General features: G+C 71.5%; 24 protein-coding genes. 13 read left to right on the top strand and 11 right to left on the bottom strand.

What is annotated here, in order from left to right:
* Positions 1–6: 6 nt before the first annotated feature.
* Positions 7–555 carry a hypothetical protein gene (locus AB0I94_RS24225; protein ID WP_363311714.1) on the bottom strand — a complete coding sequence of 183 codons (549 nt, stop codon included), beginning with the start codon at positions 553–555 and terminating at the stop codon, positions 7–9.
* A 322-nt stretch (positions 556–877) separates the two neighbouring features.
* On the opposite strand from AB0I94_RS24225, the gene fmt reads away from it, so the two are divergent.
* Positions 878–1,822, top strand: a complete 945-nt coding sequence (fmt, locus tag AB0I94_RS24220) for a methionyl-tRNA formyltransferase (RefSeq protein ID WP_363311713.1) — start codon at positions 878–880, stop codon at positions 1,820–1,822.
* Between the two features lie 32 nt (positions 1,823–1,854).
* A complete protein-coding gene (locus tag AB0I94_RS24215; protein WP_363311712.1) occupies positions 1,855–3,303 on the top strand; it encodes a transcription antitermination factor NusB in 1,449 nt (482 codons plus the stop codon).
* On the opposite strand, the gene AB0I94_RS24210 is transcribed toward AB0I94_RS24215, so the two are convergent.
* Entirely contained in the window at positions 3,277–5,478 is a 2,202-nt protein-coding gene (locus tag AB0I94_RS24210; protein ID WP_363311711.1) for an MMPL family transporter, read from the bottom strand. The two genes, AB0I94_RS24215 and AB0I94_RS24210, sit on opposite strands and share 27 nt — an antisense overlap.
* A gap of 132 nt (positions 5,479–5,610) precedes the next feature.
* Between AB0I94_RS24210 and rpe the strand changes: the two genes are divergently transcribed.
* The 5 genes from rpe (at position 5,611) to AB0I94_RS24185 (ending at position 10,011) form a co-directional block, all read left to right on the top strand.
* Positions 5,611–6,297: a ribulose-phosphate 3-epimerase gene (gene rpe / locus AB0I94_RS24205; protein WP_363311710.1), complete on the top strand. Its 687-nt coding sequence runs from the start codon at positions 5,611–5,613 to the stop codon at positions 6,295–6,297.
* Between the two features lie 223 nt (positions 6,298–6,520).
* Complete coding sequence (locus tag AB0I94_RS24200) at positions 6,521–7,519, top strand: sugar-binding domain-containing protein (RefSeq protein WP_363311788.1); 999 nt, start codon at positions 6,521–6,523, stop codon at positions 7,517–7,519.
* Between the two features lie 99 nt (positions 7,520–7,618).
* Positions 7,619–8,020: a ribonuclease domain-containing protein gene (locus AB0I94_RS24195; RefSeq protein WP_363311709.1), complete on the top strand. Its 402-nt coding sequence runs from the start codon at positions 7,619–7,621 to the stop codon at positions 8,018–8,020.
* Entirely contained in the window at positions 8,017–8,394 is a 378-nt protein-coding gene (locus AB0I94_RS24190; protein ID WP_363311708.1) for a barstar family protein, read from the top strand. The genes AB0I94_RS24195 and AB0I94_RS24190 overlap by 4 nt, the downstream gene beginning before the upstream one ends.
* A 174-nt stretch (positions 8,395–8,568) precedes the next feature.
* Positions 8,569–10,011 carry a GuaB1 family IMP dehydrogenase-related protein gene (locus AB0I94_RS24185; protein ID WP_363311707.1) on the top strand — a complete coding sequence of 481 codons (1,443 nt, stop codon included), beginning with the start codon at positions 8,569–8,571 and terminating at the stop codon, positions 10,009–10,011.
* Between the two features lie 70 nt (positions 10,012–10,081).
* Here AB0I94_RS24185 and AB0I94_RS24180 read toward each other — a convergent pair whose 3' ends face one another.
* On the bottom strand, positions 10,082–10,894 hold the full coding sequence (locus tag AB0I94_RS24180; protein ID WP_363311706.1) for an NAD(P)H-binding protein: 813 nt from the start codon (positions 10,892–10,894) through the stop codon (positions 10,082–10,084).
* 131 nt (positions 10,895–11,025) lie between these two features.
* On the opposite strand from AB0I94_RS24180, the gene AB0I94_RS24175 reads away from it, so the two are divergent.
* Positions 11,026–11,454 (top strand): helix-turn-helix domain-containing protein, encoded by a 429-nt coding sequence (locus AB0I94_RS24175; protein WP_363311705.1) that lies wholly within the window; start codon positions 11,026–11,028, stop codon positions 11,452–11,454.
* On the opposite strand, the gene AB0I94_RS24170 is transcribed toward AB0I94_RS24175, so the two are convergent.
* From AB0I94_RS24170 to AB0I94_RS24160, 3 genes are read right to left on the bottom strand one after another with little or no spacing between them, the layout of a single operon-like run.
* Entirely contained in the window at positions 11,430–12,650 is a 1,221-nt protein-coding gene (locus AB0I94_RS24170) for a GDSL-type esterase/lipase family protein (RefSeq protein ID WP_363311704.1), read from the bottom strand. The two genes, AB0I94_RS24175 and AB0I94_RS24170, sit on opposite strands and share 25 nt — an antisense overlap.
* Positions 12,647–13,537, bottom strand: a complete 891-nt coding sequence (locus AB0I94_RS24165) for an SDR family oxidoreductase (protein WP_363311703.1) — start codon at positions 13,535–13,537, stop codon at positions 12,647–12,649. Before AB0I94_RS24165 ends, AB0I94_RS24170 begins: the two co-directional genes overlap by 4 nt.
* A complete protein-coding gene (locus AB0I94_RS24160) occupies positions 13,534–14,649 on the bottom strand; it encodes an LLM class flavin-dependent oxidoreductase (RefSeq protein ID WP_363311702.1) in 1,116 nt (371 codons plus the stop codon). The genes AB0I94_RS24165 and AB0I94_RS24160 overlap by 4 nt, the downstream gene beginning before the upstream one ends.
* Before the next feature lie 307 nt (positions 14,650–14,956).
* On the opposite strand from AB0I94_RS24160, the gene AB0I94_RS24155 reads away from it, so the two are divergent.
* Positions 14,957–16,426 (top strand): amino acid permease, encoded by a 1,470-nt coding sequence (locus AB0I94_RS24155; RefSeq protein WP_363311701.1) that lies wholly within the window; start codon positions 14,957–14,959, stop codon positions 16,424–16,426.
* Between the two features lie 10 nt (positions 16,427–16,436).
* Entirely contained in the window at positions 16,437–16,892 is a 456-nt protein-coding gene (locus tag AB0I94_RS24150) for an Lrp/AsnC family transcriptional regulator (protein ID WP_363311700.1), read from the top strand.
* 15 nt (positions 16,893–16,907) lie between these two features.
* On the opposite strand, the gene AB0I94_RS24145 is transcribed toward AB0I94_RS24150, so the two are convergent.
* Both AB0I94_RS24145 and AB0I94_RS24140 read right to left on the bottom strand, forming a co-directional pair.
* Positions 16,908–17,462, bottom strand: a complete 555-nt coding sequence (locus AB0I94_RS24145; protein ID WP_363311699.1) for a Repetin — start codon at positions 17,460–17,462, stop codon at positions 16,908–16,910.
* Between the two features lie 183 nt (positions 17,463–17,645).
* Positions 17,646–18,278: a Repetin gene (locus AB0I94_RS24140; RefSeq protein ID WP_363311698.1), complete on the bottom strand. Its 633-nt coding sequence runs from the start codon at positions 18,276–18,278 to the stop codon at positions 17,646–17,648.
* A 333-nt stretch (positions 18,279–18,611) separates the two neighbouring features.
* Here AB0I94_RS24140 and AB0I94_RS24135 point away from each other — a divergent pair, with 333 nt between their 5' ends.
* A complete protein-coding gene (locus AB0I94_RS24135) occupies positions 18,612–19,400 on the top strand; it encodes a carbon-nitrogen hydrolase family protein (protein ID WP_363311787.1) in 789 nt (262 codons plus the stop codon).
* A 105-nt stretch (positions 19,401–19,505) separates the two neighbouring features.
* Positions 19,506–21,215, top strand: coding sequence for an NAD(P)/FAD-dependent oxidoreductase (locus AB0I94_RS24130; protein WP_363311697.1), 1,710 nt, complete (start codon positions 19,506–19,508; stop codon positions 21,213–21,215).
* 123 nt (positions 21,216–21,338) lie between these two features.
* Here AB0I94_RS24130 and AB0I94_RS24125 read toward each other — a convergent pair whose 3' ends face one another.
* Together AB0I94_RS24125 and AB0I94_RS24120 are read right to left on the bottom strand one after the other, a co-directional pair.
* Positions 21,339–22,271, bottom strand: coding sequence for an LLM class F420-dependent oxidoreductase (locus AB0I94_RS24125; protein ID WP_363311696.1), 933 nt, complete (start codon positions 22,269–22,271; stop codon positions 21,339–21,341).
* An 88-nt stretch (positions 22,272–22,359) separates the two neighbouring features.
* On the bottom strand, positions 22,360–23,064 hold the full coding sequence (locus AB0I94_RS24120) for a DUF5995 family protein (RefSeq protein WP_363311694.1): 705 nt from the start codon (positions 23,062–23,064) through the stop codon (positions 22,360–22,362).
* 229 nt (positions 23,065–23,293) lie between these two features.
* Here AB0I94_RS24120 and AB0I94_RS24115 point away from each other — a divergent pair, with 229 nt between their 5' ends.
* Positions 23,294–24,421 carry a glycoside hydrolase family 6 protein gene (locus AB0I94_RS24115; RefSeq protein WP_363311785.1) on the top strand — a complete coding sequence of 376 codons (1,128 nt, stop codon included), beginning with the start codon at positions 23,294–23,296 and terminating at the stop codon, positions 24,419–24,421.
* On the opposite strand, the gene AB0I94_RS24110 is transcribed toward AB0I94_RS24115, so the two are convergent.
* Positions 24,400–25,818 carry a solute carrier family 23 protein gene (locus AB0I94_RS24110; protein ID WP_363311692.1) on the bottom strand — a complete coding sequence of 473 codons (1,419 nt, stop codon included), beginning with the start codon at positions 25,816–25,818 and terminating at the stop codon, positions 24,400–24,402. The genes AB0I94_RS24115 and AB0I94_RS24110 overlap by 22 nt on opposite strands.
* Positions 25,819–25,882: the final 64 nt, after the last annotated feature.

The following is a 25,882-nucleotide window of genomic DNA, read 5'->3' as shown; positions in this document are numbered from 1 at the left end:
GGAGGGTCAGCCGTTGCGGGGGCCAGGGAAGGCGCCTGGGCGGGGCTCCTCGCGGAGGGCGGGGCTGCCTGCCGTGGGCTGGGTCGGCATCGCGCGTGCCGCGGGGACCGAGGGGAGCGGGGCGCCGACCGGGACCGGGGGCCGGGTGGCCGTGGCGGCGGGGACCGTCTCCGTGGCGCGCTCCGCTTCCGCCGCCGCCTGCGTCGTGGCCCGGCGGGCTCCGTAACGACGGTGCACCGCCTGCTTGGTGACTCCGAGGGCCGAGCCCACCGCGTCCCACGAGAAGCCCAGCGAGCGGTCGAAGTCCACCGCGGCGGTCACCAGTGTCTCGACGCTGTCCCGCAGTTCCTGGGCGAGGCGGACGGTCGGGGCGGGGGCTCGCCCGTACACGACGAAGCCCGCGGAGGGACTGGAGCGGCGCGGGCGGTAGACGTTGCCGAGCTGGGCGGTGAGCGTACGCAGTGCGTCCACCTGCCGGCGGACCCGCTCGATGTCCCGAACCAGGAGGTGCAGGCTGGCCCGTGCCTGGGCGTCGTGGGTTGCGTGGTCGGCCATGAACAAGCCTCTCGAACCGGCGTTGAAAAGGATCGGGCCGCTGTCGCGGCCCGTTGTGGTCAACTCTTTCTTGACCAACGCGCTAGTTCGTTTGGGGTCACGGTGCAGGGGCGTGTGCGCACATGTACAGGGCGCACGGCCGCGCGTACGCCCCCGTGCCGACGGCCGGGCCGCGTGCGGGACGGGAGACGGGCAGCGTGGTGGGAGCGGCGCCCGGGACGAGGCTCCGTACCCACCGCCCCGCGGGGAGCGGCCCGGTGGCGCGGCTCATAGACTGGTGTGCTTCCCGCACCTTCCCGCCCCGAGAGGCCCACAGCCACCGATGAAGCTCGTCTTCGCAGGCACCCCCGAGGTCGCCGTCCCCGCCCTGGACGCCCTGATCGCCTCCGACCGGCACGAGGTGGCCGCCGTCGTCACCCGGCCCGACGCCCCCGCGGGCCGCGGCCGCAGACTCGTCGCGAGCCCCGTCGCCCAGCGTGCGGAGGAGGCCGGCATCGAGGTGCTCAAGCCCGCGAAGCCGCGTGACGAGGAGTTCCTGGCGCGGCTGCGCGAGATCGCGCCCGACTGCTGCCCGGTCGTCGCCTATGGCGCGCTGCTGCCCAAGGCCGCCCTGGACGTCCCGGCCCGCGGCTGGGTCAACCTGCACTTCTCGCTGCTGCCCGCCTGGCGCGGTGCCGCGCCCGTGCAGCACGCCGTGATGGCGGGGGACGAGATCACCGGCGCCTCCACCTTCCTGATCGAGCAGGGGCTCGACTCCGGGCCCGTGTACGGGACCGTCACCGAGGTCGTCCGGTCCACCGACACCAGCGGTGACCTGCTCACCCGCCTCGCCTTCGCGGGCTCCGGACTGCTCTGCGCCACCATGGACGGCATCGAGGACGGCTCCCTGAAGGCCGTGCCGCAGCCCGCCGACGGCATCACCCTCGCGCCGAAGATCACCGTAGAGGACGCCCAGGTGGACTGGTCCGCCCCTGCCCTCCGTGTCGACCGGGTCGTGCGCGGCTGCACCCCGGCCCCCGGCGCCTGGACCGTCTTCCGCGGGGAGCGCCTGAAGCTCATCCAGGCCGCGCTCGTCCCGGACCGCACCGACCTCGCGCCCGGTGAGCTCGGCGCCGCCAAGAACAATGTGTACGTCGGCACCGGCTCGCACGCCGTGGAGCTGCTCTGGGTCCAGCCGCAGGGCAAGAAGCCGATGCGCGGAGCCGACTGGGCGCGCGGGGTGCGGATCGCCCCTGACGAGCGCCTCGGCGCCACCGACGTACGCTGAATCAGTTCGCCCCATCCAATAGCGGAGCACCTTTGAACGACCAGCCCGGCCGGCGTCCCCAGAAACAGGGCAAGCCCGGCAAGCCCCACCGCCGCCCCAAGAAGGACCCCGTCCGTTTCCTCGCGTTCGAGGCGCTGCGGGCCGTGGACGAGCGGGACGCCTACGCGAACCTCGTCCTGCCGCCGCTCCTGCGCAAGGCCCGCGAGAAAGAGGGGCCCGACAAGTTCGACGCGCGTGACGCGGCGCTCGCCACCGAGCTGGTCTACGGGACGCTGCGCAGGCAGGGAACGTACGACGCGATCGTGGCCGCCTGCATCGACCGGCCGCTGCGCGAGGTCGACCCGCCGGTCCTCGATGTCCTGAACATGGGCGTGCACCAGCTGCTCGGCACGCGCATCCCCACGCACGCCGCCGTCTCCGCCTCCGTGGAGCTGGCGCGTGTCGTGCTCGGTGACGGGCGGGCCAAGTTCGTCAACGCCGTGCTGCGCAAGGTCGCCGCCGACGATCTCGACGGCTGGGTGGCGAAGGTCGCACCGCCCTACGACGAGGACGCCGAGGACCATCTCGCCGTCGTCCACTCGCATCCCCGCTGGGTCGTCTCCGCGCTCTGGGACGCTCTCGGCGGCGGCCGTGCGGGCATCGAGGACCTCCTGGAGGCCGACAACGAGCGGCCCGAAGTGACGCTCGTGGCCCGTCCTGGCCGCACCACCGCCGATGAACTCCTCGACGTGGTCGGCGAGGAGTCCGCGCTGCCGGGACGCTGGTCCCCGTACGCCGTGCGGCTCAGCGAAGGCGGCGAGCCCGGGTCCATCGAGGCCGTGCGCGAGGGCCGTGCCGGGGTCCAGGACGAGGGCAGCCAGCTCGTCGCGATCGCACTCGCGAACGCCCCGGTCGAGGGGCGCGACGAGAAGTGGCTCGACGGGTGCGCGGGTCCTGGCGGCAAGGCGGCCATGCTCGCGGGGCTCGCGGCCGGGCGGGGCGCCGCCCTGCTCGCCGCCGAGAAGCAGCCGCACCGGGCCCGCCTCGTCGCGCAGTCGCTGCGGGGCAACCCGGGGCCCTACGAGGTCATCGCGGCCGACGGCACCCGGCCGCCGTGGCAGCCCGGCACCTTCGACCGCGTCCTGATGGACGTCCCCTGTACGGGACTCGGCGCGCTGCGCCGTCGCCCCGAGGCCCGCTGGCGCCGCCGCCCGGAGGACCTGGACGGCTTCGCGCCGCTCCAACGCGGGCTGCTGCGCACCGCGTTGGAGTCCGTGCGGGTCGGGGGCGTCGTCGGTTACGCCACTTGCTCACCGCACCTCGCGGAGACGCGTGCCGTCGTCGACGACGTGCTCAAGCAGCACGGAGGTGCCGAGCTCATCGACGCGCGGCCCCTGATGCCGGGCGTCCCGGCGCTCGGTGACGGACCCGATGTCCAGCTGTGGCCGCACCTGCACGGCACGGACGCGATGTACCTAGCGCTGATCCGGCGGACCGCCTGAGGTCACCGCGGGCGCACGGGCCGCCGGGTCCTTGCTGAGGGCGTGCGGCCACCACACCTTCGGGCCCACGTCCAGGAACAACGCGGTGACCAGGACGGACCGCACGATGAAGGTGTCGAGCAGGACGCCGAGCGCGACCGCGAAGCCGATCTCGGCGAAGGCCACCATCGGGAGCGTGCCGAGCGCGGCGAACGTGCCCGCGAGGACCAGGCCCGCCGACGTGATGACCGCGCCGGTCGCGGCGAGGCCCGTCAGCACGCCCGCACGGGTGCCCTGTCGACCCGCTTCCTCACGGATGCGGGTCGACAGGAAGATGTTGTAGTCGATGCCGAGCGCCACCAGGAACACGAAGACGAAGAGCGGGAAGTCCGTGGACTCGCCCGCGTAGTCGAAGAGGTGGCGGAAGGCGAGCGCGCTGATGCCGAGCGCGGCGGAGAAGGAGAGCACCACCGTCGCGATCAGGAGCAGCGGCGCGATCAGGGCGCGCAGCAGCACGGCGAGGATCAGCAGGACGACCAGGAGGACGAGCGGGATCACCAGCTTGTTGTCGTGGGCCGTCGCGCGGTCCATGTCCAGGAGGGCCGCCGTGCCGCCGCCCACCTTCGCGTCCGCGTCGGGCACCTCGTGCACCGCGTCGCGCACCCGCTCCACGGTCTGTTTGGCCGCCTCGCTGTCGCCAGGGTCGGTCGGTGTCGCCTCGAACAGGACCCTGCCACCGGACTCCGCCTTCGTCCCGGGCGGTACGGCGATGCTCGCCGGGTCCACCCCACGCGTCCGCGCGACCGCGTCGCGGACCTCGTCGCCCTGGTCCGCGTCCGCCACGATCACCAGCGGATCACCGCTGCCCGCGGGGAAGTACTTTCCCTGCACCTCCTGGCCCACGATCGAGTCGGGCTTGTCCGTGAAGGAGTCCGCGTTGCTGAGTCCTTCGGCGCGCAGCTGAGTCAGGCCGAGGGCCAGGGCCGCGAGCGCCACCGCGGTGATGCTCCAGGTCAGGCGGGGGCGGCGGGCGATGCGGCGGCCCGCGCGGGCCCAGACGCCGCGTTCCGTGGGCTCGTCCGAGCCGTTGTGCGGGATCAGCGGCCAAAAGAGCCACCGGCCGCAGACCACCAGGAGCGCGGGGAACAGCGAGAGCATCGCGAGCAGGGCCACCGCGACGCCGATGGCGGAGACAGGGCCGAGGCCGCGCGTCGAGTTCATGTCGGCGGTGAGCAGCACCAGCATGCTGACCACGACCGTGGCGCCCGACGCGATGACCGCGGGCCCGGCCCGGTGCAGGGCGAGCTGCATCGCCTCGTGCCGGTCCTCGTGGCGGCGCAGCTCCTCGCGGTAGCGGGCGACAAGGAGCAGGGCGTAGTCCGTCCCCGCGCCGAACACGAGGACCGTCAAGATGCCCGCGCTCTGGCCGTTGACCGTCAGGCCCGCGTGCTCCGCCAGGAGATAGATCAGCGCCTGCGCGGTGAAGAGGGAGACGACCGCCGCGAGCAGCGGGACGATCAGGAGGACGGGACTGCGGTAGGTGATCAGGAGGATGACGATGACGACGGCGGCAGCGGAGAGGAGCAGCGTCGAGTCGATGCCCTCGAACGCCTCGGAGAAGTCCGCCGACGTACCGCCGGGCCCGGTGACGTGCACCGAGAGGCCGTCGGTGCCTTCGCCGGTCCCGCCCACACGCTCGCGCATGGAGTCGACGGCGGGCGTGATCTTCTCCCAGCCCTGCTCGTCCATGGTGATGGGCACGAAGATCTGAGCCGCCTCGGCCGCGTCGGCACCCGAGGTCTCCTTCGTGTCGAAGACGGGGCCACGGGTCTCGGCGCCCCGGACGCCGTGGGCGCGCAGGTCCTTGAGCTCGCTGACGTCCTCGGCGATCCGCGCCCGGTCCTCGGACGTCAGCCCGCCGTCACGGGCGTACACGATGATCGCGGGAATCTGTTCGGGCCTGAACTCCTCGGAGATGTCCAGGACTTGGGTGGATTCCGCGGAGCCGGGCAGCCAGGAGGAAGCCTGGTTGTCCTGGGCGTCGGTGAGCTTCTGGGCGAGCGGTGCGGCGGCGACGATGACCACCAGCCAGAACAGCACCACCAGCCACTTGGTGCGCCGTCCGCACACCAGCCAGGCCACCCCGCGGCCCGCTTGCCGCTGTCCGCCCGCTCCGTCCGACCGTTCGTCCGGCATCGCTACCCCCGCTGCCCCACGTGATCCCGGTGGACCGCCCAGCATGGCATGCGGTCCATGGTCAAAGGAGCCGGTCGGCTCACGCTACGGACCGCGGATGGCAACGAGCGCGGGGCATGGCAGTCTTGGGGCATGGCCGTGCAGATCAACCCCAGCATCCTGTCCGCGGATTTCGCCCGTCTTGCCGAGGAGGCAAGGGCGGTCGAAGGTGCCGACTGGCTCCATGTCGACGTCATGGACAACCACTTCGTCCCCAACCTCACCCTCGGGGTGCCGGTCGTAGAGTCTCTCGCCCGGGCGACGGACACGCCCCTGGACTGCCATCTGATGATCGAGGACGTCGATCGCTGGGCTCCGCAGTACGTCGAAGCGGGCGCCGGGTCGGTCACCTTCCACGTGGAGGCGGCCGCGGCTCCCGTACGTCTGGCCCGTGAGATCCGCGCCCAGGGCGCCCGCGCCTCCATGGCGCTGAAGCCCGCGACGCCCATCGAGCCGTACGAGGACCTGCTCTCCGAGCTCGACATGCTGCTGATCATGACCGTCGAGCCCGGGTTCGGCGGCCAGGCGTTTCTCGACATCATGCTCCCGAAGATCCGCCGTACCCGCGAGTTGATCAGCAAGCACGGCCTCGAACTCTGGCTCCAGGTCGACGGCGGTGTCTCGGCCGCGACCATCGAGCGCTGCGCCGAGGCCGGCGCCGACGTCTTCGTCGCGGGCTCCGCGGTGTACGGCGCGGACGACCCCGCGGCGGCGGTACGTGCACTGCGCAACCAAGCGGCCGGGGCGACCTCCTCGGCTCCATGGGCATGCGGACACTGAGCCACGGATACATGAACGCAGTCCTTCAGGGCTGATCAAGTACGCCGGATCTGCAAGGATGAACGACGAACCCAGGTTGCGCTGCGGCAATGCGCGAGAAGCCGTGGCCATGCACGCGAAACCGCACCCATGCGCGTGAACGCGTATGCGTGTGAATGCGTGAACAACAGTTGCTTGAAATGACAGTGAGGAGATCGTCGTGTCGACGGGCGGCCGGTCAGCCATGCGGATGGGACCCGCGGAGCTGGTGCAGGCGGCGGCCATGGCCCGCCGCTTCTATCTCGAGGGCAAGTCGAAGATCCAGATCGCCGAGGAGTTCGGCGTCAGCCGCTTCAAGGTGGCCCGGGTCCTGGAGACCGCCCTGGAGCGTGATCTCGTACGGATCGAGATCCGTGTGCCCGCCGAGCTGGACGCGGAGCGCTCGGACGCGTTGCGCGCCCGCTACGGCCTGCGGCACGCGGTCGTCGTGGAGTCACCGACGTCCACCGACGAGATCGACGACTCTCCCGACCCCGAGAACCTCGGCGAGGTCGCGGCCGATCTCCTCGGCGAGCTGGTCAACGAGGGCGACGTGCTCGGCCTCGCGTGGGGGCGCTCCACCATTCACATGGCGGCCGCCCTCGACCAGCTGCCGCCGTGCACAGTGGTGCAGCTGACGGGTGTGTACGACGCCGGGACCGCCGAACGCGGCTCGGTGGAGGCCGTGCGGCGTGCCGCCCAGGTCTCCGGCGGCGAGGCCCACCCCATCTACGCGCCGATGCTCCTGCCGGACCCGGCCACCGCGGCGGCACTGCGCAACCAGACGGGCATCGCCCGCGCCTTCGAGTACTTCGACAAGGTGACCGTGGCTGCGGTGTCCATCGGCTCCTGGGAGCGCGGCATCTCCACCGTCCACGACATGCTCAGCGACGAGGAGCGGGCACATTACGCCTCGCTGGGAGTGGCCGCCGAGATGTCCGCGCACCTCTTCGACGCCGAGGGGCGTCGGGTCGGCCGGGATCTGGGGGAGCGGTGCATCACCGTCGAGGCCGACCGGCTGCGACGGATTCCCGAGGTTGTCGCCATCGCCGGTGGGCAGCGGAAAGCCGCCGCGATCGACGCGGTGCTGAGGTCCGGGCTTGTCACCAGCCTGGTGACGGATACGGCTGCTGCCGATCAGTTGCTGGTCATGGGGCACACGCCGCATCCCGCCTTGGACCGGGCGGATCCGGACGGGGCCTGATCCCCCGCGGCTCCGCTGTGGCTGGTCGTGCCCACGCGGCGGAGCCGCACATGTCGCAGCCCCGCGCGCCTGCCAGGGCGCCGTGGCAGCATCTGTCGCATGCTGACCCGGTTTGTCCTCCGTGTGCTGGCGGCGCTGCTGGTCTGTCTCGCTGTCCTCGTCACCGGGTGTTCCTCCGGAAGTGGCGGGGAGGCGGAGACCTCCGCTCCCGCCTGGGCGCACGGCATGCCCACCGTCCCCGCCGACCGGCTGCCCGCCGAGGCGCGGCGGACGTTGCGGCTCATCGATGACGGCGGGCCCTTCCCGTACGCCAAGGACGGGTCCGTCTTCGGCAACTTCGAGGGCGAGCTGCCGAAGCGGCGGCGCGGCCACTACCGCGAGTACACCGTGCCCACGCCCGGCGAACGCGACCGGGGCGCGCGGCGGATCGTCACCGGGAGCGGTGGCGAGACCTACTACACGGACGACCACTACACGTCCTTCAAGGCGGTACTGAGATGACGCCCGAACCGTCGGCGGCCGAGCCGCTGGCACCCGTCCTCGAGGCCGTCCGCGCCGCAGGACTGAGCACCGTCGCGCTGGACCTGACCGGGGTGAGCGACAAGGCCGCCTTCATGGAGCGCTGCGCCCGCGCGCTCGGCCTGCCCGACTGGTTCGGGCGCAACTGGGACGCGCTCGCCGACTGCCTCACCGACCTGGAACGGGCGCCCGCCGCACCCGGACGGCTGCTCGTCGTCACCGGCTGGCAGGAGTACGCCGAAGCGGCGCCCCAGGAGTGGACCGTCGCCCAGGAGGTGTTCGGGGGCGCGGTGGAGTACGCCCGGGAGCGCGGGACCGGCCTGGAGATCGTTCTCGCGCTCGGCACGCGCGCCTGAGCGGACGGTGACCGCCGCGGGCCGGTCTTGGAGGATCCGACCAGGCCGCTCGCCGCACGGCTGGGTGATCGTCCCAGGCGGCGCATCACCCAGGACATGGGACACTGAAGTACGTGCTTTTCCCTCGGCCTAACTGTCCGGGGGCCACCTCTGATCGACTGGGATGAGCAGCACGTGCGTTTCCTCAATGACATCCAGCCTGCGTACGACCTCACGTACGACGACGTCTTCATGGTGCCGCGGCGTTCCGCCGTCGGATCGCGTCAGGGCGTGGACCTCTCCTCGCCGGACGGCACCGGCACCACGATCCCGCTGGTCGTCGCGAACATGACCGCGATCGCGGGACGCCGGATGGCCGAGACCGTCGCCCGCCGCGGTGGCCTCGTCGTGATCCCGCAGGACATTCCGATCGAGGTCGTCACCGAGGTCATCTCCTGGGTCAAGACGCGCCACCACGTCCTTGACACCCCGATCGTCCTGGCCCCCACGCAGACCGTCGCCGACGCGCTCGCCCTGCTGTCCAAGCGCGCGCACAACGCGGGCGTCGTGGTGGACGACGACCAGAAGCCGGTCGGCGTCGTCACCGACACGGACCTGAACGGCGTCGACCGCTTCACCCAGCTCTCCGAGGTCATGTCCAGGGACCTCGTGCTGCTCGACGCGGACATCGACCCGCGCGACGCCTTCAACAAGCTGGACCACGCCAACCGCCGGTACGCCCCCGCGGTGGGCAAGGACGGCCGCCTCGCCGGCATCCTGACCCGCACGGGCGCCCTGCGCGCGACCCTCTACTCGCCGGCCCTCGACGCCAACGGCAAGCTGCGCATCGCCGCCGCCGTCGGCATCAACGGCGACGTCGCCAGCAAGGCCAAGCAGCTCCTCGACGCGGGCGCGGACACGCTCGTCGTGGACACCGCGCACGGCCACCAGGAGTCGATGATCGCCGCGGTCAAGGCCGTGCGCGCGCTCGACCCGCAGGTGCCGATCGTCGCGGGCAACATCGTCGCCGCCGAGGGCGTACGGGACCTGATCGAGGCCGGTGCCGACATCATCAAGGTCGGCGTGGGCCCCGGCGCCATGTGCACCACGCGCATGATGACCGGCGTCGGCCGCCCGCAGTTCTCCGCGGTGCTCGAATGCGCCGCCGAGGCCAAGAAGTTCGGCAAGCACGTGTGGGCCGACGGCGGTGTCCGGCACCCCCGTGACGTCGCCATGGCGCTGGCCGCCGGTGCGTCGAACGTCATGATCGGCTCGTGGTTCGCCGGGACGTACGAGTCCCCGGGCGACCTGCAGCAGGACGCCAACGGCCGCCTCTACAAGGAGTCGTTCGGCATGGCCTCGGCCCGCGCGGTCAAGAACCGCACCAGCGAGGAGTCGGCGTACGACCGTGCCCGCAAGGCGCTGTTCGAGGAGGGCATCTCGACTTCGCGGATGTTCCTCGACCCGGAGCGTCCCGGCGTCGAGGACCTGATCGACTCGATCATCGCGGGCGTCCGCTCCTCCTGCACGTACGCCGGTGCGGGCTCCCTCGAGGAGTTCGCCGAGCGGGCCACGGTGGGCGTGCAGAGCGCTGCCGGGTACGCGGAGGGCAAGCCCCTCCACGCCTCCTGGAGCTGACCGCCGCGCGGGGACTGCCGGATGCCACTGCGGGATCGCCGTGGCTGGTCGCGCAGTTCCCCGCGCCCCTTCAGGGGCGCACCGTCGCCGCGTACACCTCGATGGCCGGGCGTGGCTCCCTGCCCAGCAGGGTGCGCAGCGCCCCTCGGTCCTCGATGCCCGTGCCGTCCAGGAAGCCGCCCGCGATCGCCGCGTACGTGCTCAGGAGCATCGGCACCTGGAAGGGCAGCGCCTGTCCCGCCGCGGTGATCGCCTCGCGGGTCGCGGCGAGCTCACCGGGTTCGTACGAGCCGCCGGTCGCGGCGGCGAGGTCGGCGCCGCCCAGGGCGTGTTCGCCGACCAGTTCGTAGGTGCGGCCCGCGTGGGCGGCCGGAGCCGTCGCCACCCGTACCGCGACGTCGGCCAGGTCTTCGCGCGCCACGGCTGCCAGGCGCCCCTCGCCGAGCGGCGCGGCGATGGTTCCGTCGGGTCCCGGAGCGGCGACGGCCGCGAGGAACTCCGCGTACAGGCCGTTGCGCAGGACCGTCCAGTCCAGCGAGGAGCCGCGCAGTCTGCGTTCGGTCCAGCGGTGGGCGAGCGCGTAGGTCAGGTGGTCGCCGTCGCCGCTGAGGCTGGTGTAGACGAGGTGGCCGACGCCCGCCTTCTCGGCGGCGGAGATCACGGTCTCGTGGCGGGCGATGACCACGTCGTCCTCGGCGGCGCCCGCGGAGATGACCAGCAGGGTGTCGACGCCGGTGAAGTCCAGGGACGCCGGGTCGTCGAAGTCGACGCGGCGGCCGCCGGGGGCGGGGTCGCGGGTGCCGATGACGACGTCGTCGCGGCCCGTGAGACGGGCGGTGACGAGCGTGCCGAGGGCGCCCGTGGCACCTGTGATCATGAGCATGGGAAGGTTCCCCCGTGGTCGGTGGTTGTGCCCGCTGTCTTGTCCGGGGTGTCCGGGCGGGACGGGACCGGGCGTCCGGCTCCTGTGACCATGGTGAACGGCGCGACGCCGCCGCATAAGGAGGCACTCTCATGTCAGCAGGGCACACGGCGGTAACCACCTCGCAAGGCGCCCCGGCCCCCGTCGAGCCGGTGATCAGCTGTGAGACCCCGCAGGACGAGTGCGGGGTGCGCGACGTCCTGGACCGGCTCGGGGACAAGTGGTCCGTGTACGTGGTGGTGGAACTCGCCTCGGGCGTCCGGCGGTTCAAGGAGCTGCAGCGCAGGATCCACGGCGGCATCTCGCAGCGCATGCTCACCCTCACCGTGCGCCGCCTGGAGCGCGACGGGCTGGTCAAGCGCACGGTGTACCCGACGATTCCGCCGCAGGTCGAGTACGAGCTGACCGAGATGGGCCACAGCCTCACGCACCTCGTCAAAGCCCTCGCCGACTGGTCCATCGACCACCGTCCCGCCATCGCCGCCGCCCGCGAGGCCTACGACGAAGCGGCCCAGGAGTGATCCTTCGGCGGCTTCGGCGGCTTTGGTGACTTGGGTGGTTTGCGCAGCTTCCGCAGCGCTGACGCCACCGCCTCCGCGAGGACGCCGTGGCCCGCGTCGCCCGGATGCACCCCGTCCACCAGGTGTCTGGCGTCAAGGAGACCACCGCCCGGCAGCAGCTCGGCCCCCGCGTCCAGGGCCGCCCGCTCCACGGCGGCCCGCAGGTCCCGCAGGGTGGCGCCGAGCAGGTTCGGCACCGCTTCCGCGTCCGGGCGGACCACCGGGGAGACGACCAGGAGGGGGACGTCCGGGTGGCCTTGGCGCACCAGATCCAGGAACGACCGTGCCGTCTCGTACAGCAGCCTCGCCGAATGCGGCGTACGCGACCAGCAGTTCGTACCGAAGGCGAGAGTGATCAAGTCGGCGTCCAGCGAGGCGAGTTGCTGGGCCGAAGCAAGCTCCCCGCGCGCCGCGCCCGCGTACCCGAGGTTCACCGTCTCGATCCCGAGGGCACGCCCCGAGAGCGCGGGCCACGCCAGGTGCGGGCGGCTCGTCGACCAGCCCTCGGCGATCGAGTCGCCGTACACCAGCCAGCGCGGCTGCCTTTGCCGGGGTTCCAGCGTGCCGCCGCCGACGGCACGGAAGCCGGTGAGCGCGGGGCGCAGTGCCTCCGGGAGGTGGAGGACGAAGTCGCCGTCCGGGTGGGGGAGTTGGATGACCACCGTGTGAGAACCCGGCGCCGCGGGGGTGTCCCAGACGGCTCGCGTGCGGCCGTCGCGCGGTGCGGGCGGGCCGGTGGCAGGCACGTGTGCGCCCTGCGTGTCGGTGTGCTGCCGCGCGAGACCGTCGTCGTCCGCCCCCGCGTCGTCCGTGCCCGTGTCGCCTGTACCCGTGTCGCTTGTCCTCGCGTTGCCCGTGCCTGCGTTGCCCGTGTCACCCGCCCCCGCGCGGATGCCGCCCCTCTCGCCGCCGGAGTCCGTGAGCAGTGTGAAGACGGGAGGCGCGGTGCCGTACGCATCTGTTCGCGACGGTGGCGACGCGGTGTACGCGACCTCCACTGCGCTGACTGCGCGCGCGGTGAACTCAAGGCGCACTCCGGCCGGGAGACCCGCCCGCTCCCAGGTGTCCCCGGCCAGCCGCGCGCGGTCGGCCGGGTCGGCGCGCACCACCCGGCCGTCCTCGGTCCACCAGGGCGCACCCCGTACGAACTCCCTCACCGCGCACCCCCGATGGTCGGATACGGGAACTTCACGCCGACCCCACCGTCCACGACGAGCGTCTGCCCGGTGACGTACGACGAGAGCGGCGAGGCGAAGAAGAGCAGGGCCGACGCGATGTCCGAGGTCTCGGCCACCCGGTCGAGCGGGGCGTTGCGGGCGTTGCGCGCGCGGCCCTCCTCGCCGATCAGGCCCGCCACGCGCGGCGTCCAGACGACGCCGGGCGCCACCGCGTTCACCCGTACCCCGCGCGGGCCGTACTCCACCGCCGCCGAGCGGACCAGGGAGATCAGGCCCGCCTTGGCAGCGCCGTACGCGGCGTGCAGGGGCGCCGCCGTCAGGCCCGACACCGACGCGACGAAGACCAGAGGGCCGCCGCCCGCGTCGGCGAGCGCCGCACCGCCGTACTGCACCGCCAGCCAGGCGTGCCGCAGGACGAGGGAGAAGTGCCAGTCCCAGGACGCGTCGTCAAGATCCTCCAGAGGCGTGTAGCGGGCCATGCCGACGATGTCGACGACACCGCCGAGCGGGACCGACTCCCGCCGCACGTAAGCGAAGAGCGCCCGCATGTCCTCGCGCCGCGTCACGTCGGCGACGTACGCGGTGCCGCCCGTCTCGGCCGCGACCGCGTCCGCGCGGCCCTTGTCGAGGTCCACGCACAGGACCCGCGCGCCCGCGGCCGTGAGCGCGTGCGCGGTCTGGCGGCCGATGCCGTTGCCCGCGCCGAGCAGCACGAAGGCGCGGCCGTCCAGGCGGTGGAGGGTGGCGTAGTCGGGGACGGGGGAGGTGTCGAGGGGCTCGCCCACGGCAGCGCCCGTCGCTGTTTTGCTCACGGCGGCGCCCGTCGCTGTCTCGTTCGCGGCGCCGCCCGCCGGTGTCCCGCTCACGGTGCCGCCCGCCGGGGCCGGTAGGCGGCCAGCTCCGGGATGACCTCCTTGCCCAGGATCTCGATCGTGCGCAGGATCTCCTGGTGCTCCAGATAGCCCCACTGGACGTAACAGATGAGCTGGTCGATGCCGAGGTCGGCGTAGCGCTTGGCCTTGCGGACGATCGTCTCCGCGTTGCCGATCAGGATCATGTCGCCGTCGCTGAACTCCTCGACGGGGACGTTCCCTTCGATGATCGGGGTGAGGAAGGGGAAGGTCCGCTCGCGCTCCTCGGGGGACAGGTGCGGCAGCTCCCAGTCGAGCGTGAACTGGGCCAGGTTGCGGTACCACCAGGCCACCGAGGACCAGACCCGCCGCGAGGGGCGGTCCGCCACGTGCACCAGTGTGTACGCGCTCACGCGGTCCGTGGTGACGTCCGTGATCGGGGACGGCGTGCGCGCAGCCGCGCGGTAGGCGGCGACCTGGCGGGCCATCGCCTCCAGCGGCTGCATGATCGAGAACGAGAGCAGGCCGAGGCCCGCCGCGCCCGCCACCTCCGCCGAACCGGGGGAGGTGGCAGCCATCCAGCACGGGGGATGTGGGTCCTGGACCGGCTTCGGCGTGACCATCCGCCGGGGGAAGGTGAAGCGCTCCGACTCGTACGCGAAGTACTCCTCGCGCCACATGCCCGTCACGATCTCGATCGCCTCGCGCCAGTCGGACCGCGACTGCTCCCTGTCGACGCCGAAGGCCGTCTGCTCCATGGGAGTGGAGCGTCCCGTGCCCCATTCCACGCGGCCTTCCGACAGCACGTCCACGGCCGCCACCTTCTCCGCGATCCGCTGCGGGGGAGTGAAGCCGAAGGGAGTGAGGGTGACGCCGAAGCCTAGGCGTATCCGTTCGGTGAGTGCCGCGAGATGGGCGAGAAGCACCTCCGGGGCGGGGCAGTGCGAGCGGCCCTCGCGGAAGTGGTGCTCCACCGCCCACACCGTTCGGAAGCCGACCCGGTCCGCGAGGCGGATCTGTTCCACGGCCTCGCGGTAGGCACGCTGCTCGGCGGTGCGCTGGCCGCGCGGATGGGGTCCGTTCCACGGCTTCGGTACGTCGATCTCGTACAGCACATCGAGGTCCATGGCCTGCTGCCTCCCTCTCGACCGGGGTGCACGATGAGGCAGATCTGACGAAGTGTCAACCACTTCCCCGGAGCCCCGGCACGCAACGGACGAAACGGACTGCGCAACGAAGACCCGCAGGAAGGGGAAGTACGCAACGATCATGCGGTCCTGCGCAAGGTTGCTGCATTACGTACGTGAAGCACGTCTCATAGAGTCATCCGCTGTACGTGGTGTGGCGGGGACCGCCTGCTCGGCGGTCCCCATCCATGCGTGGGTGCTGCCGCCGGTCCCGCCGCCCTGACCGGCAGCGATGAAGGAGCCACGCGTGCTCGACCAAGGCGCACCCCCGCAGAACCGCCCAAGCCCCCCGGGGGGCTCGGGACTCGGCGCCCGCTTGATGCGGCGCAAGCCGGTGGAACTCCTGGTCGCGGAGGGCGGTCAGGGTGAGGGCGGCTCGCTGCGGCGCTCCCTCGGCATGTGGCAGCTGACCATGATCAGCATCGGTGCCACGCTCGGTACCGGCATCTTCGTCGTCCTCGGCGAGAGCGTCCCCAAGGCCGGACCCGCCGTCACGATCTCCTTCGTGATCGCCGGACTCACCGCGCTCTTCTCCGCACTCTCGTACGCCGAGCTGGCCGGCACCATACCGGTCGCGGGCTCCTCCTACTCGTACGCGTACGCAACCATGGGCGAACTCGTCGCCTGGGTCTGCGGCTGGTGCCTGGTCCTGGAGTACGGCGTTTCCGTGGCCGCCGTGGCCGTCGGCTGGGGCGAATACCTCAACGAACTGCTCGACGGCACCATCGGGGTCACCATCCCGGACGCCCTCTCGGCGGCGCCCGGCGAGGTCGACGGCGCCATCATCAACCTGCCCGGCCTGATCGTCGTGCTGCTCGCCATGGTGTTCCTGCTCGGCGGCGCCAAGGAGTCGGCGCGGGCCAACACGATCATGGTCATCGTGAAGATCGCCGCGCTCGTGCTCTTCTGCACCATCGGCTTCATGGGCTTCAAGTCCGGCAACTACTCCGACTTCATGCCGCTCGGCACGGCCGGTGTCAGCGCCGCCGCCGCGAGCCTCTTCTTCTCGTACATCGGCTTCGACGCCGCCTCCACCGCCGGTGAGGAAGCCAAGAACCCGCAGCGCGACCTGCCCCGCGCGATCATGCTCTCGCTGGTCATCGTCACCGCCCTCTACGTCCTGGTCGCCGCCGTCGCCGTCGGCGCCTGGAACTGGAAGGACTTCGAGGGCTCGGAGGCCGCGCTCGCCGCGATCATGAACGACGTCAGCGGCCAGAGCTTCTGGGGCACGCTGCTCGCCGCCGGCGCCGTCATCTCCATCGCGTCCGTCGTCCTGACCGTCCTCTACGGCCAGACCCGCGTCCTGTTCGCCATGTCGCGCGACGGCCTGGTCCCCAAGGCGTTCGGCAAGGTCAGCAAGAAGACGGGCACGCCCCGTGTGAACACCGTCATCGTGTCGCTGTTCTGCGCCGCGCTCGCCTCGGTGATCCCGCTCGGCAAGCTCGTCGACGCCACCAGCATCGGTACGCTCTTCGCCTTCGGCCTGGTCAACATCGCGGTGGTCGTGCTGCGCCGGACCCGCCCGGACATGCCGCGCACCTTCCGCGTGCCGCTGGGCTGGCTCTTCCCGGTGCTCGGCTTCGCCTTCTGCGCGTACAACATGTTCAGCCTCGACTCCGTCACCTGGGTCGTGTTCGGTGTCTGGATGGCCGTCGGCCTCGTGTTCTACTTCCTGTACGGCATGAGCCGCTCCCGATTGGCCTCCGCAGAGAAGTGACCCACCCCCAGTGCGACTGAACGATCTCGACGAACGCATCGTGCACGCCCTCGCCGAGGACGCCCGCCGTTCCTACGCCGACATCGGCCAGCTGGTCGGGCTCTCCGCGCCCGCCGTGAAGCGGCGCGTGGACCGGCTGCGGGAGACGAAGGCCATCACGGGATTCACCGTGCGGGTCGACCCGGCCGCACTCGGCTGGGAGACCGAGGGGTTCATCGAGATCTACTGCCGTCGCAACACCTCGCCGGAGGCGATCCGGCGAGGTCTCGAGAGGTATCCGGAGATCGCGTCCGCGTCCACCGTCACCGGTGACGCGGACGCGGTCGTCCAGGTCTTCGCCGCGGACATGCGGCACTTCGAGCGGGTCCTTGAGCGGATCGCGGGGGAGCCGTTCGTGGAGCGGACGAAGTCCGTGCTGGTGCTCTCGCCGCTGATGCGGAGATTTTCCTCCGGGGCGCCTGCCTAGGGCCCTTCCGCGGCGCTACTTCATCGGCAGTACGCGCAGGTCGCCGCTGCCGGGCTTGGTTCGGTCGAAGGGGGCCGCGCTCACGCACTTGGGCATGTCCTTCGGAAGGTCGTTCGGGATGCCGACCATGGCCCAGCTGTAGCCGAAGCGGTCCTGCTTGCCCTGGTCGTGGACCGTCATGCCGACGCGCTTGCCGATCGCCCCTTTCAGGCCGCCGTCCGCCTTCGTGACGACCGCCGACACCGTGGCGACCTTTCCGCCGGTCAGCAGGCAGTCCACGCGGGCCTCGGCGGAGCCGCCGAACTCGGGGTTCTTCATGTAGTGGCTGAACTTGATGGTGCCGTGCGCGGCCCCGGGGTCGTTCTTGTCCTTGGCGTCTAGATGGGCGTCGAAGGTGATGGTGGCGTTGTCGCCGGGCGGCCGGTCCAACTTGGCGGTTCCGGTCAGGGCGGCGGCCTCCCTCCCGGGGTGCGGGGCGTCCGACGCGGTCGCGGAGCCTGCGGCGCCGGCGAGCGCGAGGAGCGTGGCGCCCACGGCGACGACTCGGATGAAGGTGGAGCGGCGGTGCATGGGAAGCCCCCGTCTGGCTGTGGTCAGCCCGGTCCCTCCGGGCGTGATCCACATTCCCGTGGGCCGATGCCCGGTGCATCGTGCCTGAGGGGGTGACCGCCTCCGCCGTGCGGCGGGGTGCGGCGCTTCCCGAGGAGGAGACGCCGGGCCCGCCCGATCCCTCGTACGGGCGGGCCAGGCGGGTCACCGGGTCGGGTACGGCACGTTCCAGGGAAGGACGCGGAAGTCGCCGGTGCCGTTCTTGACCTTCTCGAACGGGGCGGCGCTGTTGCACTTCGACAGCTTCTTGGTGCCGTCGGGGCCGCCCGTCGCGGCCCAGCTGTAGCCGACGCGGTCGTGCTTGCCCTGGTCGTGGACGCTGAAGCCGACGCGGCCGCCCTTGGTCGAACGCATCATGGCATCGGGGCTGGTCTCGGTGATGATCCCGGTCGCCGTGGCCACCTTGCCGCCCGTGGCCAGGCAGTCGATGCGGCCCTTCGCCCAGCCGCCCTTGCCGCCCGGCTTGTCCAGGTGGACGAACTTGAAGGTGCCGGTCGCCTTGTCCGGGCGCTTGTTGTTCTCGGCGGCCAGATGCGCGTCGAAGGTGAACGTCACGTCCTCGGTGGTCTTGCGGTACAGCTTCGCGCTGCCGGTGAGGGCGGCGGCTTCGCGGGCCTGCGTCTTCGAGGAGGCCTCGTGCGTCCCGCCGTCGTCCGACGCGACGGCCGCTCCCACCGCCCCCACCGAGAGCAGCAGGGCGGTCCCTACGGCGACCACCCTGCCGCGGGTGCTTGTCAGGCGGCTGTCAGCGATCCGGGTGCTTGCGTTGCGGCTCACGTGGAGCCTCCGTCCGAAGTGCCGTTCACCCGGTCCTTCCGGGCGAGATCACGCTCTCGCGGAAGGTGGTCCCGGCACGTCCGGCCACGGGCGGCAATCCGCCTCCGCCGTGCGGCGGGGAAGACCCCGCGCCCCCTGGGCCCAGTGGCGGACACCACTACGACCCCGGTCGCACACCGCCACACAACGAATCGCCGCCGCGGGCCCACAGTGCGCAACAGATCGAGCATCCGCCCGCAACGCTCGCGTCTTGTCCGGACAGCGCCGCTGACCGTAACGTCTAACGGACCCCACCTGCCCCTTCGTACGCCCCGAGGATCCGCCATGCCTGCGCTGCGCACCGCCCTGCTCCAGAGTTCCGGGCAGCTCGGCTCCGTCGCCGAGAACCTCAAGGCGTTCGACGACGCGGCCGGCCGTGCGGCGACGGCGGGGGCGGGCCTCCTGGTGGCGCCCGAGCTGTACCTCACCGGGTACGCGATCGGCGACGACATGCCGCGCCTCGCCGAGGCCGCCGACGGGGCGTCGGCCGCCGCGATCGCGGAGATCGCCGTACGACACGGCGTCGCGGTCGCCTACGGCTACCCGGAGCGGGACGGCGAGACGGTCTTCAACTCCGTCCAGCTGATCGGCCCCGACGGCTCGCGTCTGGCGAACTACCGCAAGACCCACCTCTTCGGCTGCTTCGAGCGCGACCACTTCACCCCCGGTGAACAGGCCGTCGTACAGGCGGAGTTGGGAGGTCTGCGGATCGGCCTGATGATCTGCTACGACGTGGAGTTCCCGGAGAACGTCCGCGCCCACGCCCTGGCGGGCACCGACCTGCTGCTCGTGCCCACGGCGCAGATGCACCCCTTCCAGTTCGTCGCCGAGTCGGTCGTGCCGGTGCGGGCCTTCGAGAACCAGATGTACGTCGCGTACGTCAACCGGGTCGGCAAGGAAGGGGAGTTCGAGTTCGTCGGGCTCTCCACGCTGGCCGGCCCCGACGGTGTCGCGCGCACCCGCGCCGGACGGGACGAGCAGCTGGTGTTCGCCGACGCGGACCCGGCCTTCCTCGCCGCGTCGCGCGAGGCCAACCCCTATCTGCGCGACCGCCGCCCGGGTCTGTACGCGTCCCTGATCTGACACCTCGATCTGACACCCCGATCTGACGGTTCCGACACCCCGATCCACCCCCTCCCGAGCCTCCCGTTCTTCTGTCCTGCCGTTCCCGCAAGGAGTCCGTACCCCATGACGTCCACGGTGCCCACCGCCGTCCAGCACACCGACGCGCAGCCGCCGATCACCATGTTCGGTCCGGACTTCCCTTACGCGTACGACGATTTCCTCGCCCACCCGGCGGGCCTCGGCCAGATACCCGCGACCGAGCACGGCACTGAGGTCGCGGTCATCGGCGGCGGCCTGTCCGGCATCGTGGCGGCGTACGAACTGATGAAGATGGGCCTCAAGCCCGTCGTCTACGAGGCCGACCAGATCGGCGGCCGACTGCGCACCGTCGGCTTCGAGGGCTGTGACGGCGACCTGACCGCCGAGATGGGCGCGATGCGCTTCCCGCCGTCCTCGACCGCGCTGCAGCACTACATCGACCTGGTGGGCCTCAAGACCCAGCCGTTCCCCAACCCCCTCGCCGAGTCGACCCCCTCGACGGTCGTCGACCTCAAGGGCGAGTCGCACTACGCCGAGACCGTCGCCGACCTGCCGCAGGTCTACCGCGACGTGGCGAAGGCGTGGAGCGACTGCCTGGAGGAGGGCGCGGACTTCTCCGACATGAACCGCGCGCTGCGTGAGCGCGACGTGCCGAAGATCCGCGAGATCTGGTCCAAGCTCGTCGAGAAGCTCGACAACCAGACCTTCTACGGCTTCCTCTGCGAGTCCGAGGCCTTCAAGTCCTTCCGGCACCGCGAGATCTTCGGCCAGGTCGGCTTCGGCACGGGCGGCTGGGACACCGACTTCCCGAACTCCATCCTGGAGATCCTGCGCGTCGTCTACACCGAGGCCGACGACCACCACCGCGGCATCGTCGGCGGCAGCCAGCAGCTGCCCCTGCGCATGTGGGACCGCGAGCCGCAGAAGATCGTGCACTGGGCGCCCGGTACGTCCCTGAGCTCGCTGCACGAGGGCGGTGTGCCGAAGCCCGCCGTGACCCGTCTGGACCGCACCGCGGGCAACCGCGTCACCGTCACCGACTCCTCGGGCGACATCCGCACCTACCAGGCGGCGATCTTCACCGCCCAGTCCTGGATGCTGCTCTCGAAGATCGCGTGCGACGACTCGCTCTTCCCCATCGACCACTGGACGGCGATGGAGCGGACCCACTACATGGAGTCCTCCAAGCTCTTCGTCCCGGTCGACAGGCCGTTCTGGCTCGACAAGGCCGTCGACGACAGGGGGAACCCGACCGGGCGTGACGTCATGTCGATGACGCTCACCGACCGGATGACGCGCGGCACCTACCTGCTCGACGACGGACCGGACAAGCCCGCCGTCATCTGCCTCTCCTACACCTGGTGCGACGACAGCCTGAAGTGGCTGCCGCTGTCGGCGAACGAGCGCATGGAGGTCATGCTCAAGTCGCTCGGCGAGATCTATCCCAAGGTCGACATCCGCAAGCACATCATCGGCAACCCGGTGACCGTGTCGTGGGAGAACGAGCCGTACTTCATGGGCGCCTTCAAGGCGAACCTGCCGGGCCACTACCGCTACCAGCGGCGCCTGTTCACGCACTTCATGCAGGAGTCGCTGCCCGAGGACAAGCGAGGCATCTTCCTCGCCGGTGACGACATCTCCTGGACGGCGGGGTGGGCCGAGGGTGCGGTGCAGACCGCCCTGAACGCGGTCTGGGGGGTCATGCACCACTTCGGGGGTGCGACCGATGCGTCCAACCCCGGGCCGGGGGACGTGTACGACGAGATTGCTCCCGTCGAGCTGCCAGAGGACTGACAGCGCCGTTCTGGCTGGGGCGCGTGGGAATCTGCGGGACCATTGCGGCTGGTCGCGCCCACGCGGCGGAGCCGCACATGTAACAGCCCCGCGCCCCCAGGACAGCGCCCCTTCGGGGCAGTCCTATACTCCGGCCGCCCGCGCCGCCTCGTACACCTCCGCCGCCACGTCCTTCAGCTCCTCCGCGTCCCGCGTGCTGCCCGCGAGTTCGATGAGGATCTCCTCCACCGCGCCCGTCGAGGCGTGCGCCTGGAGGTCCTCCACGATCTGCGCGACGTTGCCCCGGAAGGGGGCGCGCTTCTCGCCCTCGTACGCGGTCGGCGTGTACCGCGCGTTGGCCCGAAGGACGCTCTGGACCGGCCGTGTGCGCCCCCGCTCGGCGGCCAGTTCCTTCAGCGCCTGGGACTGCTCGGCCAGCTTCTCGGCGCCCACGCCCACCGGCATCCAGCCGTCGGCGCGGTCCACCAGCCTGCGCCTGGCGCGCGGGCTGTTGGCGGGCAGCAGGATCGGGATGGGACGCGCGGGCTTGGGTCCGACCACCGAGGGGGCGATCGTGGTCAGCTCACCCTCGTACGACACCGGGTCCGGGCCCCACACCGCGTGGCAGACGTCGATCAGCTCGTCCAGGACCTTGCCGCGCTTCTCGAAGGGGGCCACCCCTGAGGCCGCGTACTCGTCGTGGGACCAGCCCGTGCCGAAGCCCGCGACGACGCGGCCGCCGCTCGCCGCGTCCAGGGTGGCCAGGGAGCGCGCCAGCTGGAACGGCACGTGCAGCGGGCCGACCAGGACGCTGGTGCCCAGGCGGGCCCGCTCGGTGGCGGCCGCGGCCAGGGTCAGCGTGATCAGCGGATCGGCCACCGAGCGGTAGGTGTCGGGCCAGGGCAGGCCCTCGACGCCGTACAGACCCTGGGTCGCGGGCTCGGGGAACAGGACGCGTTCATAGACCCACAGGCTCTCGTACCCGATCTCCTCGGCCGCGCGGGCGACAGCCGGGACGTCCCGTCCGATGCTGTACTGCCGGCCCTGCGGGAGGCCGAGACCGAGTCGTGTGGCCATGCTGGTGCTCCTTCGCATCCGGGGTCACTGCGTTCAACGTACAGCTACTGTCCGGGGGTTCCTCGGCGGCGAGCGCGGAGCGGGCGGATCAGTCCGGCAGGGGAGTGAGCAGCATCCGGCTCACCAGGCCGACCGCTCCGTCCAGGCGGCACCTGAACTCGTCCGCCACGGCGGGCAGGTCATCCAGCGCCCGCATCGCCAGTGCCGTCGCCCAGGCGCTGTCCCTGGCCCGCTCCAGGCTCCAGGAGCCAAGGAGGTGGGTGAGCGGGTCGGCGATCTGGAAGAGGTCGGGACCCGGCATCAGATCTTCGCGGATGCTCTCCTCCAGCGAGACGAGGATGTCGCCCACGCGGTCGAACTCGTCCTCCAGATCCGCCGGTTCGCAGCCGAGCGTACGACAGGCGTCCATGACGGCCAGCGGAAGGTCGTGCCCGATGTGCGCGTTGATGCCCGCGAGCGCGAACTGCAGGGGACGTACGCCGGGATGGCGCCGCAGCTGGAACAGCGGGCGCCAGCAGGCGGGCGGCCTGCGGTCGGTGGCCACCGCGTCGACCGCCCGCAGATAGCGTTCGGCGAACAGGACGTCCAGCGTGACCGCGGCTCCGGTGTCCGGGAATCGGCCGTTGTCGAGATGGCGGCCGACCTCTTCGGTCACCGACAGATAGACCCGGTTGAAGACTCCGACCCCGTCGCCCGAGCGGAAGCCGGCGCCCAGCGCGCGCATCCGCGTCAGCACGCCGTCAACCCCGTGTGCCGAGCCTGTGAACTCCGCGAACCGCTGCGACTGCGCCATGGTGGCAGGGTCCCAGTCCTAGGCTGGTCCGAGTGCCACCGCACCGGCCGCTTCCCCAGAACGGGGGAACGGCGACCGTGTGTGCCCCTGGGGAGGGGCGTCGGCACGCCGTGTCAGGGGGACACGGCGGAGGGGGAGGAACAGTACTGTGACAGGAAAGCGCGCACGACACCGCGCAGAACGACGGGCCGATCGGCGGGCCGAGCGCGGCGCCGCCCGTCGTGGCGTCATGGTCGCCGCGGCCTCGGTCGTGGCCGCCGTCGGCACCGTCACCGGAATGGTGTCCGCCCTGGACGAGGGCGGCGGCAGGGACCAGGCGCGCCCGAAGGTGACGAGGTCGCCGACGCTCGAACCGCTGCCCGCGGTGCCCACGCCGTCCGCGTCGAAGTCCTCGGCGAAGCCGTCCCCGGCGAAGACCTCGGCCAAGCCGCGACCGAAGCCGGAACCGAAGACTTCGACGCAGCGTCCGAAGGAGCCGCGCAGCGCCGCTCCCTCGGCCGATTCCCTCTACCGGCACGGCGACTCCCAGGTCCTCGACTGGGTCAGAGCGAACCGGAGCGATCCGCGCAGGCCGCTCATCGAGTCCCGGATCGCCGACCGTCCCGCCGCCGTGTGGTTCGCGGAGTACGCCCCTGAGACGATCACGTCGCGCGTGCGCGCGGTGACGGCGAACGCCGGGAGCCGAGTGCCCGTCGTCGTGCCGTACGCGATACCGGACCGTGACTGCGGGGGCGCGTCGCAGGGCGGTGCGCCGGACCTCGCGGCGTACGACGCGTGGATCGGGAAGTTCGCCGCGGGCCTGGGCTCGGGCGAGGTCGTCGTCATCCTGGAACCGGACGCGATCGCGCTCTCCGAGTGCCTCTCCGCGAAGCAGCGCACCGCGCGCTATGCCTCGCTCGCCCGCGCCGGCCGCACCCTGAAGGCCGCCAACCCCAGGGCCAGGGTCTATTACGACGCCGGGCATTCCGGCTGGAACAACGCGGCCGAACAGGCCGGACGGCTGCGTGCGGCGGGGGCGGCGTCGATCGCGTCGTCCGACGGCATCTTCACCAACGTCTCGAACTTCCACCGCACCGGCGCCGAGGCCGCGTACGCCCGCAAGGTCCTGGCCGCGCTCGGCGGCCCCGCGGGCCTCGGCGCCGTCATCGACACGAGCCGCAACGGCAACGGCGCCCCGGCGGACGGCGAGTGGTGCGACCCGGCGGGCCGGGGGCTCGGGGAGAGCCCGACGCTGCGTACCGGGCAGGCCCGTGTCGACGCCTATCTGTGGATCAAACTGCCGGGAGAGTCCGACGGCTGCAAGGGCGCGCCGGGGACGTTCACGCCCGACTACGCCTACGACTTGGCGCGCGGCTGAGAGCCGTCCGCGCTCTCGTCCCCGTCGGCGTCGTCGTACGTGGACGTGCCCGAATCGAGCAGCGGTTCCTGGGACTTGAGGTGCGGCGGCGCGAAGGCGCGCAGGACGTGATAGCCGGTGATCACGACGATCGTGCCGAGCGCGATGCCGCTCAGCTCGAAGTTGTCGGTGATCTTCAGGGAGACGCCGCCGACGCCGATGATGATGCCCGCCGCGGCGGGGACGAGGTTCAGCGGATTGCGCAGATCCACCCCGGCGTTGATCCAGATCTGGGCGCCGAGCAGGCCGATCATGCCGTACAGGATGACCGTGATGCCGCCGAGGACACCGCCCGGGATGGCCGCCACGACCGCGCCGAACTTGGGGCAGAGGCCGAAGAGCAGGGCGAAGCCCGCGGCGGCCCAGTACGCGGCCGTGGAGTAGACGCGGGTCGCGGCCATCACGCCGATGTTCTCGGAGTACGTCGTGTTGGGTGGGCCGCCGACCGCCGTGGAGAGCATGGAGGCGGCTCCGTCGGCGGAGATGGCCGTGCCGAGCTTGTCGTCCAGGGAGTCGCCGGTCATCTCGCCGACCGCCTTGACGTGCCCGGCGTTCTCGGCGACCAGCGCGATGACGACGGGCAGCGCGACGAGGATCGCCGACCACTCGAAGCTCGGCGCGTGGAAGGTCGGCAGGCCGATCCAGTCGGCGTTGCCGACGGCGGAGAGGTCAAGGCGCCAGTGGTCGACGACCTTGCCCGAACCGTCCGCCGAGTGGATCTTGCCGAAGACCAGGTCGAGGACCCAGGAGAGGAGGTACCCGAAGAGCAGCCCCAGGAAGATCGCGACGCGCGACCAGAATCCGCGCAGGCACACTACGGCCAGACCGGTGAACAGCATCACCAAGAGCGCCGTCCACTGGTCCTGAGGCCAGTACGTGGACGCGGTGACCGGCGCCAGATTGAAGCCGATCAGCATCACGACGGCGCCGGTGACGATGGGCGGCATCGCGGCGTGGATGATCCGCGCCCCGAACTTCTGGACGGCGAGACCCACCAGGAACAGCGCGGCGCCGACCACGAAGACCGCGCCCGTCACGGTCGCGGAGGAGCCGCCCTGCGCGCGGATGACGGCGGCCACGCCCACGAAGGAGAGCGAACAGCCCAGGTAGCTGGGCACCCGGCCGCGCGTGGCGAGCAGGAAGATGACCGTCGCCACGCCCGACATCATGATCGCGAGGTTCGGGTCGAGGCCCATCAGGACGGGCGCCACGAAGGACGCGCCGAACATGGCGACCACGTGCTGGGCGCCGAGCCCGATGGTCCGCGGCCACGAGAGCCGCTCGTCGGGACGGACGACGGCTCCGGGCGCGGGGGTGCGCCCGTCGCCGTGCAGTCTCCAGCGCACGCCGAGATCCATGGTTCTGTTCCGCCTTCTGTGCGCCCGACTTTGTCAAGACCTGAATGAGTCAGCGCAATGTTAA

The sequence above is a fragment of the Streptomyces sp. NPDC050147 genome (assembly GCF_040660195.1).
Classification (GTDB): Bacteria; Actinomycetota; Actinomycetes; order Streptomycetales; family Streptomycetaceae; genus Streptomyces.
Note: the sequence above shows the minus strand (reverse complement) of the source record. Positions and strands in the feature narration are given on the sequence as shown.

Excerpts from the sequence above, each read along its gene's own strand:
- AB0I94_RS24225 (WP_363311714.1), bottom strand. The coding sequence starts at position 555 with ATGGCCGACCACGCAACCCACGACGCCCAGGCACGGGCCAGCCTGCAC.
- fmt (WP_363311713.1), top strand. The coding sequence starts at position 878 with ATGAAGCTCGTCTTCGCAGGCACCCCCGAGGTCGCCGTCCCCGCCCTG.
- AB0I94_RS24210 (WP_363311711.1), bottom strand. The coding sequence starts at position 5,478 with ATGCCGGACGAACGGTCGGACGGAGCGGGCGGACAGCGGCAAGCGGGC.
- rpe (WP_363311710.1), top strand. The coding sequence starts at position 5,611 with ATGGCCGTGCAGATCAACCCCAGCATCCTGTCCGCGGATTTCGCCCGT.
- AB0I94_RS24200 (WP_363311788.1), top strand. The coding sequence starts at position 6,521 with ATGCGGATGGGACCCGCGGAGCTGGTGCAGGCGGCGGCCATGGCCCGC.
- AB0I94_RS24195 (WP_363311709.1), top strand. The coding sequence starts at position 7,619 with ATGCTGACCCGGTTTGTCCTCCGTGTGCTGGCGGCGCTGCTGGTCTGT.
- AB0I94_RS24190 (WP_363311708.1), top strand. The coding sequence starts at position 8,017 with ATGACGCCCGAACCGTCGGCGGCCGAGCCGCTGGCACCCGTCCTCGAG.
- AB0I94_RS24180 (WP_363311706.1), bottom strand. The coding sequence starts at position 10,894 with ATGCTCATGATCACAGGTGCCACGGGCGCCCTCGGCACGCTCGTCACC.
- AB0I94_RS24175 (WP_363311705.1), top strand. The coding sequence starts at position 11,026 with ATGTCAGCAGGGCACACGGCGGTAACCACCTCGCAAGGCGCCCCGGCC.
- AB0I94_RS24160 (WP_363311702.1), bottom strand. The coding sequence starts at position 14,649 with ATGGACCTCGATGTGCTGTACGAGATCGACGTACCGAAGCCGTGGAAC.
- AB0I94_RS24145 (WP_363311699.1), bottom strand. The coding sequence starts at position 17,462 with ATGCACCGCCGCTCCACCTTCATCCGAGTCGTCGCCGTGGGCGCCACG.
- AB0I94_RS24130 (WP_363311697.1), top strand. The coding sequence starts at position 19,506 with ATGACGTCCACGGTGCCCACCGCCGTCCAGCACACCGACGCGCAGCCG.
- AB0I94_RS24125 (WP_363311696.1), bottom strand. The coding sequence starts at position 22,271 with ATGGCCACACGACTCGGTCTCGGCCTCCCGCAGGGCCGGCAGTACAGC.
- AB0I94_RS24120 (WP_363311694.1), bottom strand. The coding sequence starts at position 23,064 with ATGGCGCAGTCGCAGCGGTTCGCGGAGTTCACAGGCTCGGCACACGGG.
- AB0I94_RS24115 (WP_363311785.1), top strand. The coding sequence starts at position 23,294 with ATGGTCGCCGCGGCCTCGGTCGTGGCCGCCGTCGGCACCGTCACCGGA.
- AB0I94_RS24110 (WP_363311692.1), bottom strand. The coding sequence starts at position 25,818 with ATGGATCTCGGCGTGCGCTGGAGACTGCACGGCGACGGGCGCACCCCC.